The organism is Streptomyces sp. L500, from assembly GCF_054551825.1.
This window is the reverse complement of the sequence record NZ_JBTOLC010000011.1, coordinates 173,982-188,400: the sequence shown is the minus strand read 5'-3', so window position 1 is coordinate 188,400 and position 14,419 is coordinate 173,982. Positions and strand designations below refer to the sequence as shown.

General features: G+C 71.1%; 12 protein-coding genes, 1 pseudogene and 1 riboswitch. Of the genes and pseudogenes, 11 read left to right on the top strand and 2 right to left on the bottom strand.

The window, feature by feature from the left end; translation table 11 throughout:
* The first annotated feature begins 144 nt into the window (after nt 1-144).
* From ACX9I7_RS13975 to ACX9I7_RS13930, 10 genes and pseudogenes are all read left to right on the top strand, one after another.
* A complete protein-coding gene (locus ACX9I7_RS13975) occupies nt 145-735 on the top strand; it encodes a CDP-alcohol phosphatidyltransferase family protein (protein WP_189450851.1) in 591 nt (196 codons plus the stop codon).
* A 128-nt stretch (nt 736-863) separates the two neighbouring features.
* Nucleotides 864-3,359, top strand: a complete 2,496-nt coding sequence (locus tag ACX9I7_RS13970) for a mannose-1-phosphate guanyltransferase (protein ID WP_126913189.1) — start codon at nt 864-866, stop codon at nt 3,357-3,359.
* Nucleotides 3,360-3,497: 138 nt separating this feature from the next.
* On the top strand, nt 3,498-4,379 hold the full coding sequence (locus ACX9I7_RS13965) for a DUF881 domain-containing protein (RefSeq protein ID WP_387578109.1): 882 nt from the start codon (nt 3,498-3,500) through the stop codon (nt 4,377-4,379).
* Nucleotides 4,376-4,708 carry a small basic family protein gene (locus tag ACX9I7_RS13960; RefSeq protein ID WP_071964751.1) on the top strand — a complete coding sequence of 111 codons (333 nt, stop codon included), beginning with the start codon at nt 4,376-4,378 and terminating at the stop codon, nt 4,706-4,708. Before ACX9I7_RS13965 ends, ACX9I7_RS13960 begins: the two co-directional genes overlap by 4 nt.
* 5 nt (nt 4,709-4,713) lie before the next feature.
* On the top strand, nt 4,714-5,688 hold the full coding sequence (locus ACX9I7_RS13955) for a DUF881 domain-containing protein (RefSeq protein WP_387578111.1): 975 nt from the start codon (nt 4,714-4,716) through the stop codon (nt 5,686-5,688).
* A 130-nt stretch (nt 5,689-5,818) separates the two neighbouring features.
* Nucleotides 5,819-6,664 carry an FHA domain-containing protein gene (locus tag ACX9I7_RS13950; protein ID WP_387578113.1) on the top strand — a complete coding sequence of 282 codons (846 nt, stop codon included), beginning with the start codon at nt 5,819-5,821 and terminating at the stop codon, nt 6,662-6,664.
* A 41-nt stretch (nt 6,665-6,705) separates the two neighbouring features.
* Entirely contained in the window at nt 6,706-7,485 is a 780-nt protein-coding gene (ftsR, locus tag ACX9I7_RS13945) for a transcriptional regulator FtsR (RefSeq protein WP_358634625.1), read from the top strand.
* A gap of 51 nt (nt 7,486-7,536) precedes the next feature.
* Nucleotides 7,537-8,010, top strand: coding sequence for a bifunctional nuclease family protein (locus tag ACX9I7_RS13940; protein ID WP_126913184.1), 474 nt, complete (start codon nt 7,537-7,539; stop codon nt 8,008-8,010).
* Between the two features lie 148 nt (nt 8,011-8,158).
* Entirely contained in the window at nt 8,159-8,800 is a 642-nt protein-coding gene (locus ACX9I7_RS13935) for a MerR family transcriptional regulator (RefSeq protein ID WP_459387507.1), read from the top strand.
* Nucleotides 8,801-8,896: 96 nt separating this feature from the next.
* Nucleotides 8,897-10,228, top strand: a pseudogene (locus tag ACX9I7_RS13930) (DNA polymerase IV); the annotation flags it as partial.
* A gap of 71 nt (nt 10,229-10,299) precedes the next feature.
* Here ACX9I7_RS13930 and ACX9I7_RS13925 read toward each other — a convergent pair.
* Nucleotides 10,300-10,734: a PRC-barrel domain-containing protein gene (locus ACX9I7_RS13925; RefSeq protein WP_459387506.1), complete on the bottom strand. Its 435-nt coding sequence runs from the start codon at nt 10,732-10,734 to the stop codon at nt 10,300-10,302.
* A 120-nt stretch (nt 10,735-10,854) separates the two neighbouring features.
* Nucleotides 10,855-10,964: riboswitch (glycine riboswitch) on the top strand.
* A 190-nt stretch (nt 10,965-11,154) separates the two neighbouring features.
* Between ACX9I7_RS13925 and gcvP the strand changes: the two genes are divergently transcribed.
* Nucleotides 11,155-14,040, top strand: a complete 2,886-nt coding sequence (gene gcvP / locus ACX9I7_RS13920; protein WP_459387505.1) for an aminomethyl-transferring glycine dehydrogenase — start codon at nt 11,155-11,157, stop codon at nt 14,038-14,040.
* A gap of 106 nt (nt 14,041-14,146) precedes the next feature.
* Here the strand turns inward: gcvP and ACX9I7_RS13915 are convergent, their stop codons facing one another.
* On the bottom strand, nt 14,147-14,353 hold the full coding sequence (locus tag ACX9I7_RS13915; protein WP_459387504.1) for a DUF5999 family protein: 207 nt from the start codon (nt 14,351-14,353) through the stop codon (nt 14,147-14,149).
* Between the last annotated feature and the right edge of the window lie 66 nt (nt 14,354-14,419).

Genomic DNA, 14,419 nt, shown 5'->3' with positions numbered 1-14,419 from the left:
CCTTTTAGAGAAAGCCCTGGTGGGGTTACCCGCCAGGGCTTTCTTGCGTTTACGGCCAGATCTGCCCCCTCTGCGTGACCCCCGGACGGCTGGGGGTAAGGTCAGGGGGAATCGTTGGTACATATCCCCACAGGAGGCCCCCGGGTGGAGGTCCAGGAGACGCGCGTCCAGACCGACCGCGTCCTCACCATCCCGAACATCCTCAGCATGGCGCGCCTCGTCGGCGTTCCCCTGTTCCTGTGGCTGATTCTTCAGAAGTACGACGGCTGGGCGCTCCTCGTCCTGGCGCTCAGCGGTGTCAGCGACTACCTCGACGGAAAGCTCGCCCGGCGCTGGAACCAGGTCAGCAGCCTCGGCCGGCTGCTCGACCCGGCCGCCGACCGGCTCTATGTCCTCTCCACCCTCTTCGGTCTGACCTGGCGTGAGATTCTTCCGCTCTGGCTGACCGTGGCCCTGCTGGCCCGTGAGGCGATGCTGCTGGTCATGGTGTGGATCCTGAGGCGGCACGGCTATCCGCCGCCGCAGGTGAACTTCCTCGGCAAGGCCGCGACCTTCAACCTGATGTACGCCTTCCCGTTGCTGCTTCTCAGTGATGGATCCGGCTGGCTCTCGTCCCTCGCCGCGATTTTCGGATGGGCGTTCGCCGGATGGGGTACAACCCTCTATTGGTGGGCAGGGATCCTCTACGTGGTCCAGGTCCGCCGACTCGTCCGGGCGGATGCCACGGCCGACTGATCTCGCCGTACCCACCGGCCTCGCAGGGCAGGAGCCCCTGCGGGCGCGCGTGGACGCGCGGCCCCGGCCGGGCTCGTCGGGCGGTTTCGTCGGCATGACCGTCGTCTCTCAAGGAGGACGCTTCCGACATGAAGGCCGTCGTGATGGCCGGAGGCGAAGGCACCCGCCTTCGCCCCATGACCTCGAGCATGCCCAAGCCGCTCCTGCCCGTGGCCAACCGCCCGATCATGGAGCATGTGCTCCGCCTGCTGAAGCGGCACGGGCTCACCGAAACCGTGGTGACCGTACAGTTCCTGGCCTCCCTGGTACGGAACTACTTCGGTGACGGTGAGGAACTCGGCATGGAGCTCACCTATGCCAACGAGGAGAAGCCACTCGGCACCGCGGGCAGCGTCAAGAACGCCGAGGAGGCGCTCAAGGACGACGCCTTCCTCGTCATCTCGGGCGACGCCCTCACCGATTTCGACCTCACCGACCTGATCCGTTTCCACAAGGAGAAGGGCGCCCTGGTCACGGTCTGTCTGACGCGCGTCCCCAATCCGCTGGAATTCGGCATCACGATCGTCGACGAGCAGGGCAAGGTCGAACGCTTCCTGGAGAAGCCCACATGGGGTCAGGTCTTCTCCGACACCGTCAATACGGGCATCTATGTCATGGAGCCCGAGGTCTTCGACTATGTGCGGCCCGATGTTCCGGTCGACTGGTCGGGGGACGTCTTCCCGCAGCTGATGAAGGAAGGCAAGCCCATCTTCGGCTATGTGGCCGAGGGCTACTGGGAGGACGTCGGCACCCACGAGAGCTATGTGAAGGCGCAGGCTGATGTCCTGGAGGGCAAGGTCGATGTCGACATAGACGGCTTCGAGATCTCGCCCGGCGTCTGGGTGGCCGAGGGCGCCGAGGTGCATCCCGACGCGGTCCTGCGCGGCCCGCTCTACATCGGCGACTACGCGAAGGTCGAGGCCGGCGCCGAGATCCGCGAGCACACGGTCGTGGGCTCCAACGTCGTCGTCAAGAGCGGCGCCTTTCTCCACAAGGCCGTCGTCCACGACAACGTCTACGTCGGCCAGCAGAGCAATCTGCGCGGCTGTGTCATCGGGAAGAACACCGACATCATGCGGGCGGCCCGGATCGAGGACGGCGCCGTCATCGGCGATGAGTGCCTCGTCGGTGAGGAATCGATTATCCAGGGCAATGTCCGGGTCTATCCCTTCAAGACCATCGAGGCCGGCGCATTCGTCAACACCTCCGTCATCTGGGAGTCCCGGGGGCAGGCCCATCTCTTCGGCGCGCGCGGTGTGTCCGGGATCCTCAATGTGGAGATCACGCCCGAGCTGGCGGTCCGGCTCGCCGGGGCGTACGCGACGACGCTGAAGAAGGGAGCCACCGTCACCACGGCACGTGACCACTCCCGTGGCGCCCGTGCTCTCAAGCGCGCGGTGATCTCGGCCCTTCAGGCCAGCGCCATCGACGTCCGCGACCTGGAGAACGTCCCCCTGCCGGTGGCCCGGCAGCAGACCGCGCGGGGCAGTGCCGGCGGCATCATGATCCGTACGTCGCCCGGGGTGCCGGACTCGGTGGACATCATGTTCCTGGACGAGCGCGGCGCCGACCTCTCCCAGGCGGGGCAGCGCAAGCTCGACCGGGTCTACGCCCGCCAGGAGTACCGGCGTGCGTTCCCCGGCGAGATCGGCGATCTGTCCTTCCCCTCCAGCGTCTACGACTCCTACACGGGCTCACTGCTGAGGTCCGTGGACACCACCGGGGTCGCCGAGGCGGGGCTGAAGGTGGTCGTCGACGCCTCGAACGGCAGCGCGGGGCTCGTTCTGCCCAGCCTGCTGGGCCGGCTGGGCGTGGACGCGCTCACCATCAACCCCGGGCTGGACGAGGCCCGTCCCACCGAGACCGCCGACACCCGCCGGTCCGGGCTGGTGCGGCTGGGGGAGATCGTGGCGTCGGCGCGGGCCGCGTTCGGGGTGCGGTTCGACCCGGTGGGCGAGCGGATCTCGCTGGTGGACGAGCGCGGCCGCATCGTGGAGGACGATCGCGCGCTGCTGGTCCTGCTGGACCTGGTGGCCGCCGAGCGGCGCAGCGGACGGGTGGCGCTGCCGGTGACCACGACCCGGATCGCCGAGCAGGTGGCCGCGTACCACGGGACGCAGGTGGAGTGGACGACGACGTCGCCGGACGATCTGACGAGGGTGGGCCGGCAGGAGTCGACGATCTTCGGCGGCGACGGGCGCGGCGGCTTCATCATCCCGGAGTCCAACAGCGTCTTCGACGGTACGGCCGCTTTCGTCCGGTTGATCGGGCTGGTGGCCCGGACCCAGCTCACGCTCAGCCAGATAGACGCGCGGATCCCCAGGGCGCACGTCCTGCGCCGGGACCTGGCCACGCCGTGGGCCGTCAAGGGCCTGGTGATGCGGCATGTGGTGGAGGCCGCCGGGGACCGTTCGGTGGACACGACGGACGGGGTGCGGGTGGTCGAGGCCGACGGGCGCTGGGTGATGGTGCTGCCGGACCCGGCGGAGGCGGTGACGCATCTGTGGGCGGAGGGGCCTGACGACGCCTCCGCGCAGGCGCTGCTGGACGAGTGGTCGGCGGTCGTGGACGGCGCCGGGCGCTGACGGCCCCGGGGGGCGTCGTCCTGCCCGGGCCGGGGGATGTTCCCCCGGTGTTCCGGGAGTGTCGTGAATCCGTACCGGATCCGGCACGCCGGTGGGGCCATTGGGAGACGACGCCCCCGACGTGCGACGATGTGCGGCATGCCGCAGCAGCCCCCCGTTCGGAGCACCTCGTCGCCACCGTCGCGTCCCGACGCGTCGATGTCGCTGCTGACCAATGTGATGGATCACAGCCTCGACGAGGGCTACGCGGAGGCGGCGGCCCGGCGGGCCGAGGGCGGCAAGGGCCTGCCGAGTACCCTGCGGGCGAAGTTGGGGCTGGCCGCCGCCTTGCTGCTGTCGGCCGTCGTGGTGACGCTGGGGGCCGCGCAGGCGCGGATATCGGCACCGACGCTGGCCAAGGAGCGCGAGCAGCTCATCCAGCGGATCGAGGCGGAGACCTCCGCCGCCGACAGCCTCCAGAAGAACGTCGACTCCCTGCGGGACGCGGTCGGTACCAAGCAGCGTGACGCGCTGCGGAAACACGGTGGGGACAAGGCCGAGTTGGTGTCGCTGCTCGCCGGGGCCACGCCGGTGCGCGGGCCCGGGATCAAAGTGGTGGTCGACGACGCCAAGCAGGCCAGGACCAGTGGGGGCGGGCCCCGGGAGAGCAGTGGCTTCTCCGACACCGGGCGGGTGCGCGACCGCGACATGCAGCGTGTCGTCAACGGTCTGTGGCAGTCCGGCGCCGAGGCGATCGCCATCAACGGTCAGCGGCTGACGGCGCTGTCGGCGATCAGGGCCGCGGGTGACGCCATACTGGTCGACAACAGACCGCTGGTGCCGCCGTACACGGTGCTGGCGATCGGGGACGGGCAGCGGCTCAGCACCGCGTTCCAGGACAGCGTCGACGGCCAGTACCTGCATGTGCTCCAGCAGAACTACGGGGTCCGCGCGAGCATTTCCACTCAGGACGAGGTCCGGCTGCCTCCCGCGCCGAGTCTGATCGTACGTACCGCAACACCAGGGAAGGGCACATCGTGATCGCCGTATTGGGCCTCATCGTGGGAGTCGTGGTCGGGCTGGTCGTCCGTCCCGTGGTGCCGACGGCGGTCGAGCCCTACCTTCCCATCGCCGTCGTGGCGGCGCTCGACGCGGTGTTCGGCGGCCTCCGGGCGATGCTGGACGGGATCTTCGACGACAAGGTCTTCGTGGTCTCGTTCCTGTCCAACGTGGTCGTGGCCGCGCTCATCGTCTTCCTGGGCGACAAGCTCGGCGTCGGCGCGCAGCTGTCCACCGGTGTGGTGGTCGTCCTGGGCATTCGTATCTTCTCCAACGCGGCCGCCATCCGGCGGCACATCTTCCGGGCGTGAGACCGATGAGCGCAGACGACACTCCCGACAAGTCCGGACAGCAGGGACGACCGGAGGAGCCGGGGAAAGAGGAGAAGCGGGAGCGGCCCGAGCCGCCGGCCGGGGCACCGGGCGAGCCGGAGGCGGAGCGCCCGGAGGAGGAGCGCCCCGAGGAGGCCGCAGAGCCGGAGGCCGGGGTGCCCGGGCCCGGGGAGCCCGGTCCGGAGCAGCCCGTACCCGGTCCCGTCCCCCCAAAGAAAACCGTTCCCGAGGCCGCCCCGTTGACGGGACGTCAACGGCTGATGAGCGGGCTGTGGCCCCCAAGGCTGACGCGTGCCCAGCTCACCGTGGCGGTGCTGCTGTGCGTCCTCGGGCTGGGCCTGGCCATCCAGGTCCGTTCGACGAGCGACAACAGCGCCCTGCGCGGCGCCCGGCAGGAGGATCTCGTACGGATCCTGGACGAACTGGACAACCGCACCAAGCGGCTGGAGGACGAGAAGCGCCGGCTGGACGGTCAGCGGTCCGAGCTGGAGAGCAGCTCCAACCAGGCCGCCGAGGCCCGTAAGCAGACCGCGCAAAAGGAGGAGCAGCTCGGGGTGCTCGCGGGTACGGTGGCGGCCGAGGGGCCCGGCATCGAGCTCACGGTGAGCGACAGCAAGGGGACCGTCGAGTCGGACAAGCTGCTCGACACGATCCAGGAGCTCCGGGCCGCGGGCGCGGAGGCGATCCAGATCAACGATGTCCGGGTCGTCGCGGGCACCTACTTCTCGGGCTCCGCGGGAAAGGTGGAGATCGATGGGAAAAAGGTCTCGCAGCCCTATAAGTTCAAGGTCATCGGCAAGCCCCAGGACCTGGAGCCCGCGCTGAACATCCCCGGTGGTGTGGTGCAGACTCTCGAGAAGGAGCAGGCGTCGGTGAGTGTCTCCCGGTCTGAGAAGATCATTGTGGACGCCTTGCGCCCGGCGAAGCGGCCTGACTACGCTCGGTCGTCATCGCAGTGAGACGGGCGCGCGAGCGGGGCCCATGGGGAGGGCGGGAGGTTGCGGGGGGTCGGCGCACCAAGTCAAGGGTGCGTGATGGAAACTGTCTGTTGACTGCGGACGTTGTAGAGATGTCCAGGTCGGACGGTGTGTGCAGCAAGGGTTTGTCCTGCCCCACGGGCGGGTCTGTTTCGGTCAAGGGGAATCGCCCGTGAAGTTGTTTGCGAAGTTGTTCGGCAAGAGCGCACGCCAGGACGGCGGTACCGCCCGGCACCGGGCGCCGCGGTCCGGCGACGGCGGCGAGAACGTCCAGGAAGGCCGCCCGCTGTTCCGGGACCAGGTCGACGCCCAGGGCTACGGGGGCGACATTCCGGGCGGTCCGGGCGCGTCCTCTGTTGACCCTGCCCAGGCGGGGCGCATAGGTTTCGGGGCACCAGCGACCTCAAGTGCGGGTGGAGGGTTTGCCTTGCCGGTATGTACGAGGTGTGGCCACCGGAACGCCGAGGCCAGCCGGTTCTGTTCCAACTGCGGTGCTCCGCTGCGGCCGGGCGCGGTCGCCGAGCGCGCGTCGGAGACGACCTCGACCATCTCCATCTCCGGTCTCGAGGCGTACGACTCGGAGACCACCGGCCAGACGGCCATCCCGGCGCTCTCGCCCGAGGCGCAGGCCGCGGTCGAGGCGCTGCCCCAGGGCTCGGCCCTGCTGGTGGTGCGCCGGGGCCCCAACTCGGGCAGCCGTTTCCTGCTGGACGCGGAGGTGACCACCGCGGGCCGGCACCCGCAGAGCGACATCTTCCTCGACGACGTCACCGTCTCGCGCCGGCACGTGGAGTTCCGCCGGGGCCACGACGGCAGCTTCACCGTCACCGACGTCGGCAGCCTCAACGGCACGTACGTCAACCGTGAGCAGATCGAGTCGGTCGTCCTGTCCAACGGCGACGAGGTGCAGATCGGCAAGTACCGGCTGGTCTTCTTCGGCAGCCAGCGGGGGATCTGACCGTTCCCGGACGTGGTCCGGGGCACCTCCAGGGAAGGGCCATGCTTCGAACACCGTCGGGCGGTACCGGATCCTCCGGTGCCGCCGGCGCGGAGGGCCGGCTGGTGAGCATCGGAACGGTGCTCAACCTGTTGCGCGAGGAGTTCCCCGAGGTCACCATCTCCAAGATCCGTTTCCTGGAGGCGGAGGGCCTGGTGGAGCCCCGGCGCACCCCGTCCGGCTACCGCAAGTTCAGTACGGAGGACGTGGCCCGGCTCGCGTACGTGCTGCGGGTGCAGCGCGATCACTACCTCCCGCTCAAGGTCATCCGGGAGCAGCTGGACGCCCTGGCCCGGGGCGAGCGGGTCCAGCTGCCCGCCCCCGCGCAGCCGAGGGACGCCCTCGACCTCGCGGACGTCCTGGACGAGCCCGGGGCGCCCGCTACGGCCCCCACAGGGCCCGAGGGGCCCGTGACGGCCCGTATCGGCCGTACGGAGCTGCTGGCGGGCGCCGGGGTCACCGAGGAGGAGCTGGCCGAGTGGGAGTCCTACGGGCTGCTCACGGCCCACCCGGACGGCGGATTCGACGCCGACGCCCTCACGATCGCCAAGCTCGTCGCCGACCTGGGCCGTTTCGGTCTTGAGCCGCGCCACCTACGGGCCGTGAAGGCCGCAGCCGAGCGGGAGGCCGGTCTCGTCGAGCAGGTGGTCGCCCCCCTGCGCCGCCACCGCAATCCGCAGACCAGGGCCCATGCCGAGGCCACGGCCAGGGAACTGGCCGCCCTGTCCGTACGGCTCCACGCGGCCCTGGTGAGGGCCGCGCTCCAGCCCCGTGGCCAGTGACAGTGAGTGCCCGACTACCCAAACCCGCCGGGCACGGCCTAGGGTTGCTGTGTGAACGAGCTCGATGTCGTGGGTGTCCGGGTGGAAATGCCCTCAAACCAGCCGATCGTGCTCCTGCGTGAAGTGGGAGGCGATCGCTACCTCCCGATTTGGATCGGACCGGGAGAGGCGACGGCGATCGCCTTCGCCCAGCAGGGCATGGCGCCTGCCCGTCCGCTGACCCACGACCTGTTCAAGGACGTGCTGGAGGCGGTCGGACAGCAGCTCGCGGAGGTTCGCATCACGGATCTGCGCGAAGGCGTCTTCTACGCGGAGCTCGTCTTCGCCAGCGGGGTGGAGGTCAGCGCGCGGCCGTCCGACGCCATAGCGCTCGCGCTGCGCACCGGCACGCCGATCTACGGCAGTGACGGGGTGCTGGACGACGCGGGGATCGCCATCCCGGACGAGCAGGAGGACGAGGTGGAGAAGTTCCGCGAGTTCCTCGACCAGATCTCGCCGGAGGACTTCGGCAGCAGCAGCCAGTAGGGCCGCATTCGAGTAGCTTTTCCCGCTACCTGGACACGTAAAACCACTCTCAGGGTGATTATCACTCGGCGTGCCGAGTGTGGCGATCGTTGACGCACCCCGAGCGACTGCCTACCGTCGAGAAGGCAGGTCAAGGACGGAGGTCGGCGTGAGAAGCACGGGCGACGGTACGGCGGTCGGCGGTCCGTATCCGCTGCATGGGGGAACGGTCGAACCAGTGCCCCGCTATTCCGCGACGGCGGCGGTGACCACCCCACGGGGAAGCGAGTCCGAGGGCGTGGTTGCCTCCCGGAGCTCCGAAGGCATCGGGTACCGGGGGCCGACGGCGTGCGCGGCCGCGGGCATCACCTATCGGCAGCTCGACTACTGGGCGCGCACGGGGCTCGTGGAGCCCAGCGTGCGGCCCGCCTACGGGTCGGGCAGCCAGCGGCTCTACAGCTTCCGGGACGTGGTCGTCCTGAAGATCGTGAAGCGGCTGCTGGACACCGGGGTCTCGCTCCAGAACATCCGCACCGCCGTGCAGCATCTGCGCTCGCGCGGCATGGCGGATCTGGCGCAGATGACGCTGATGAGCGACGGCGCCACGGTCTACGAGTGCACCTCGCCCGACGAGGTCGTCGACCTCCTCCAGGGCGGCCAGGGTGTCTTCGGGATCGCCGTGGGCGTCGTCTGGCGCGATGTCGAGAGCGCCCTCGCCCAGCTCCACGGGGAGCGGGTGGACACCGGTGAGACGCTCGTGGGCCACAACCCGGCCGACGAGCTCGCCCGCCGCCGCAACCGGGCGGGCTGAGGCCCTCCGGGGCCCGTGGTACGACAGCGTGACAGGGCGCCCCGCGCAGGCCGTGACAGCGGCCGGCGCGGGGCGCCTCTTCGTACATCGGTGCGAATGTCAGTGGTATGCGGCAGCATCTGTCCTGTGAGGGGTGCGCCGACGATTCTCCATCTGGACATGGACGCGTTCTACGCTTCGGTGGAGCAGGCGTCCAAGCCGAGCCTGCGCGGAAAACCCGTGGTGGTGGGCGGGCTGGGCCCCCGCGGCGTGGTGGCCACGGCCTCGTACGAGGCGCGGGTCTTCGGCGTCCACTCCGCCATGGCGACGGCGCAGGCCCGCAGGCTCTGCCCCAACGCCGCCTATCTCACCCCGCGGTTCGCCCTGTACCAGCGGGTCAGCCAGGTGGTGATGGCGCTGCTGGGCGAGCTGTCCCCGCTGGTGGAGCCGCTCAGTCTCGACGAGGCGTTCGTCGACCTCGAAGCGGGCGGGGTGCCGCCCACCGGTGCGGCCGCCCGCGCGGTGGCGGAGCGGCTGCGGCGCGACATCGAGGCGGCCACGGGGCTCACGGCCTCGGTGGGGCTGGCCGGCTCCAAGATGTTCGCGAAGATCGCCTCCGAGGAGGCCAAGCCGGACGGCCTCAAGATCATCGAGCCCGGCACGGAGCTGGAGGTGCTCGGCCCGATGTCGGTCCGGACGATTCCGGGCGTCGGCCCCGCCACCGCCGAAACGTTGCGGCGCGCCGGCATCACCACCGTGGCGGAGACGGCCGAGGCCGGTGAGGACGAGCTGGTGCGCCTCCTCGGCAAGGCCCATGGCGCCGGGCTCCACGCCCTGGCCACCGGGCACGACGACCGCCCCGTCGTCGCCGAGCGGGACGCCAAGTCCGTGTCCGTGGAGGACACCTTCGCCGAGGACCTCACCGACCGGACCCGGGTGCAGCTGGAGATCGCCCGCCTCGCCGACCGCTGTGTGACCCGGCTGCGCGGCGCCGGGCGCTCGGGCCGCACGGTCGTCATCAAGGTCCGGCGGTACGACTTCTCGACCCTGACCCGCTCGGAGACCCTGCGCGGCCCGACCGACGACCCCGCCGTGGTGCGCGAGGCGGCCGCCCGGCTGCTGGAGGGAGTGGACACCACGGCCGGGGTGCGGCTGCTGGGCGTGGGCGTCTCGGGCCTCGCCGACTACACCCAGGAGGACCTCTTCGCCCAGGCCGCCGCCGGCGCCGCCGAGGCCGCAGCGGCGGCCAGGGCGGCCGAGGACGCCGAGGCCGCACCCCAAGAGCCCGAGACGTCCCAAGAGCCTCAGAAGGCCCCCGAGGGTCCGCCGCGATGGCTTCCCGGGCTGGACGTCCGCCACGACGAGCACGGGCCGGGCTGGGTGCAGGGCAGCGGCGTCGGACGCGTCACCGTCCGCTTCGAGGAACCCTGGTCGGCGCCCGGCCGGGTGCGGACCTTCCGCGTCGACGACCCGGCGCTCCACCCCGCCGACCCCCTGCCGCTGATCCGCCCGGCCGACGATCAGCCGCCCGCGCCGCCCGCCCCCTCAGGGTCCCCGGACGAGGACTCCCCGGACGCGGGCTCCCCGGCGGCCGTGCCGTCGGGCGCCGGCGCCGGCGGCGGTGGCGGTGCCGGCTCGGGCGAGGGCAGCTCCAGCCCGTAGTGCCGGTAGAGCCGCAGCTCCTGCGCGGGGGAGAGGTGCCGGCCCACCCCGAAACCGGGCGCCTCCCTGATCAGCGCGCGCTCAAAGGGGATGCGCAGGCCGTCGTCCTCCACCCGGCTCGGCTCCAGCGGCACGAAGGCGTCCCGGCCGAACAGGCCGGTGCGCACGGCCGCCCACTCCGGCACCCCGGTCGCGTCGTCCAGGTACACCTCGTCCACGGTGCCGATCTTCACGCCGTCCCGGTCGAAGGCCTTGCGCCCGATGAGGCTCCGGGGGTCGATGTCGGTCTGCACGGCTCCTCCGCTGCTCCCCGCCCATGACGGTCCTCGTCACCACGAAAAACCACGAAGGTGAAACCGGCCACTCGGGAGATCCACCCGGAAACCCTCGCTGGTAGGCTGGCCAGTGGCCGCAGACCCCGTGCGGGAGAGCTCTTCTCGAAGCCCACAAAGGCGTTCGTGGAAGGCGCCGAAGGAGCAAATCCTCCCCGGAATCTCTCAGGCACCCGTACCGCATGGACGAGGTCACTCTGGAAAGCAGGGCGGGCCCAGGTCAGGCAGTAACGCCGAAGCCCCTCCTCACCGACGGTGAAAGCCGGGTCGTGCGCCGCGGTCCGGTGAAGCTCTCAGGTTGAGATGACAGAGGGGGAGGCCGTCCGGGTACCCGCGCCGTGGTGCCCCTCGCAGGTCGCATCGACCAGGAGGCCTCCGCAGATGACCGTCCACCGCATCGCCCTCACCGACCTGGAGCGCGGCACGCCCTTCGAGGCGCGCCACATAGGTCCCGACACCGCCGCCCAGGCCAAGATGCTCGCCCAGGTCGGTTTCGGCTCGCTCGACGAGCTCACCGCCGCCGCGGTGCCGGACGCGATCAAGAGCGCCGGGGCGCTCGGTCTGCCCGAGGCCCGCACCGAGGCCGAGGTCCTCGCCGAGCTCCGCTCCCTCGCCGACCGCAATACCGTGCTCACCTCCATGATCGGCCTGGGCTACCACGGCACGTTCACCCCGCCGGTGATCCTCCGCAACGTCATGGAGAACCCCGCCTGGTACACGGCCTACACGCCCTACCAGCCGGAGATCTCCCAGGGCCGCCTGGAGGCCCTCCTCAACTTCCAGACGGTCGTCGCCGACCTGACCGGGCTGCCCACCTCCGGCGCCTCCCTCCTCGACGAGGGCACCGCCGCCGCCGAGGCCATGTCCCTCTCCCGGCGCGTCGGCAAGGTCAAGGACGGTGTCTTCCTCGTCGACGCCGACACCCTCCCGCAGACCGTCGCCGTCATCGAGACGCGCGCCGAGCCCACCGGCGTCGAGGTCGTCGTCGCCGACCTGTCCGCGGGCATCCCCGAGGAGCTCGCCGAGCGCGGCGTCTTCGGCGTCCTGCTCCAGTACCCCGGGGCCTCCGGCGCCGTGCGCGACCTCCGCCCGGTCATCGAGCGGGCCCACGAGCTCGGCGCGATCGTCACCGTCGCCGCCGATCTCCTCGCCCTCACCCTCCTCACCCCGCCCGGCGAGCTCGGCGCCGACATCGCCGTGGGCACCACCCAGCGCTTCGGCGTCCCCATGGGCTTCGGCGGCCCCCACGCCGGATTCATGGCCGTCCGCGACAAGTTCGCCCGCAGCCTGCCCGGCCGCCTCGTCGGCGTCTCCGTCGACGCCGACGGCGACAAGGCCTACCGCCTGGCCCTCCAGACCCGCGAGCAGCACATCCGCCGCGAGAAGGCCACCAGCAACATCTGCACCGCCCAGGTGCTCCTCGCCGTCATGGCCGGCATGTACGCCGTGTACCACGGCCCCGAGGGCCTCGCCGCGATCGCCCGCCGCACCCACCGCTACGCCGCGATCCTCGCCGAGGGCCTGCGCGCCGGGGGCGCCGAGGTCGTCCACGGCGCCTACTTCGACACCGTCACCGTGCGCGTGCCCGGCCGGGCCGCCGAGGTCGTCGAGGCCGCCCGCGAGCGCGGCGTCAACCTCCGCCCGACCGACGCCGACCACGTCGGCATCTCCTGCGACGAGACCACCACCCGCGCCCACCTGGCCGCCGTCTGGGCCGCGTTCGGCGTGGAGGCCGACGTCGAGGCGCTCGACCGGACGACCTTCGACACGCTCCCCGAGGGCCTGCTGCGCGGCGACGAGTACCTCACCCACCCGGTCTTCCACCAGCACCGCTCCGAGACCGCGATGCTGCGCTACCTGCGCCGCCTCGCCGACCGCGACTACGCCCTGGACCGGGGCATGATCCCGCTCGGCTCGTGCACCATGAAGCTCAACGCCACCACCGAGATGGAGCCGGTCACCTGGCCGGAGTTCGGCCAGCTGCACCCCTTCGCGCCCATCGAGCAGGCCGAGGGCTACACCACCCTCATCACCGAGCTCGAGGAGCGGCTCGCCGAGGTCACCGGCTACGACAAGGTCTCCCTCCAGCCCAACGCCGGCTCCCAGGGCGAGCTCGCGGGCCTGCTGGCCGTCCGCGCGTACCACCGCGCCAACGGCGACACGCAGCGCACCGTCTGCCTCATCCCGTCCTCCGCGCACGGCACCAACGCCGCCAGCGCCGTGATGGCGGGCATGAAGGTCGTCGTCGTCAAGACCGCCGACGACGGCGAGGTCGACGTCGAGGACCTGCGCGCCAAGATCGAGCAGCACCGCGACGAGCTCGCCGTGCTGATGATCACCTACCCCTCCACCCACGGCGTCTTCGAGGAGCACGTCGCCGACATCTGCGCGGCCGTCCACGACGCCGGCGGCCAGGTGTACGTCGACGGCGCCAACCTCAACGCCCTGGTGGGCCTGGCCAAGCCGGGCCGGTTCGGCGGCGACGTCTCGCACCTGAACCTCCATAAGACCTTCTGCATCCCGCACGGCGGCGGCGGCCCCGGCGTCGGCCCGGTCGCCGTCCGCGCCCACCTCGCCCCGTACCTGCCCAACCACCCGCTCCAGCCCACCGCGGGCCCGGCCACGGGCGTCGGCCCGATCTCGGCCGCGCCCTGGGGCTCCGCGGGCATCCTGCCGATCTCCTGGTCGTACGTCCGCCTGATGGGCGGCGAAGGCCTCAAGCGCGCCACGCAGGTCGCGGTGCTCGGCGCCAACTACATCGCCAAGCGCCTGGAGCCCCACTACCCGGTGCTCTACACCGGCCCGGGCGGCCTGGTCGCGCACGAGTGCATCGTGGACCTCCGGCCGCTGACCAAGGCGACCGGCGTGAGCGTCGACGACGTCGCCAAGCGCCTGATCGACTACGGCTTCCACGCGCCGACCATGTCCTTCCCGGTCGCCGGCACGCTGATGATCGAGCCGACGGAGAGCGAGGACCTCGCCGAGCTCGACCGGTTCTGCGAGGCGATGATCGCCATCCGCGCCGAGATCGAGAAGGTCGGCACGGGGGAGTGGCCCGCCGAGGACAACCCGCTGCGCAACGCCCCGCACACCGCCGCCTCGGTGACGGGCGCGTGGGAGCACCCCTACACCCGCGACGAGGCCGTCTTCCCGGGCGGGCAGTCGAAGGCCGACAAGTACTGGCCGCCGGTGCGCCGCGTGGACGGCGCCTACGGTGACCGCAACCTGGTCTGCTCCTGCCCGCCGCTGGACGAGTACGAGGGCTGACAAGTACCCGCACGGGTGGGGGCCGGTCCGGCGCTACGGCGCCGGACCGGCCCCTTCGTGTCGTACGCCGCCGTGCGGCGTGCCGGGCGAGGGCGGTGGGGCCGCGTCAGGCGGCGGTGACCACCTGGTCGGTGCCCAGCGCCCGGTGCGGAGCGATGATCTGTCCGTCCGGCAGCAGCTCACCGGTGTCCTCGAAGCAGAGGACGCCATTGCACAGAAGACTCCATCCCTGCTCCGGGTAGGCGACCACGAGGTGGGCGGCCTCCCGGTCGGCGGAGTCGGCTGACGGGCACGTGGGCTGGTGCGGGCACATGGAAGTGATCTTTCGCTCTGATGTGGTGGCTGTCCTGCGGCTCGACGCGTCGCTCATGCCGCCCCC

Bases quoted from the DNA above. Each gene is read 5' to 3' on its own strand.
- ACX9I7_RS13970 (WP_126913189.1), top strand. From the start codon at position 864: ATGAAGGCCGTCGTGATGGCCGGAGGCGAAGGCACCCGCCTTCGCCCC.
- ACX9I7_RS13965 (WP_387578109.1), top strand. From the start codon at position 3,498: ATGCCGCAGCAGCCCCCCGTTCGGAGCACCTCGTCGCCACCGTCGCGT.
- ACX9I7_RS13955 (WP_387578111.1), top strand. From the start codon at position 4,714: ATGAGCGCAGACGACACTCCCGACAAGTCCGGACAGCAGGGACGACCG.
- ftsR (WP_358634625.1), top strand. From the start codon at position 6,706: ATGCTTCGAACACCGTCGGGCGGTACCGGATCCTCCGGTGCCGCCGGC.
- gcvP (WP_459387505.1), top strand. From the start codon at position 11,155: ATGACCGTCCACCGCATCGCCCTCACCGACCTGGAGCGCGGCACGCCC.
- ACX9I7_RS13915 (WP_459387504.1), bottom strand. From the start codon at position 14,353: ATGTGCCCGCACCAGCCCACGTGCCCGTCAGCCGACTCCGCCGACCGG.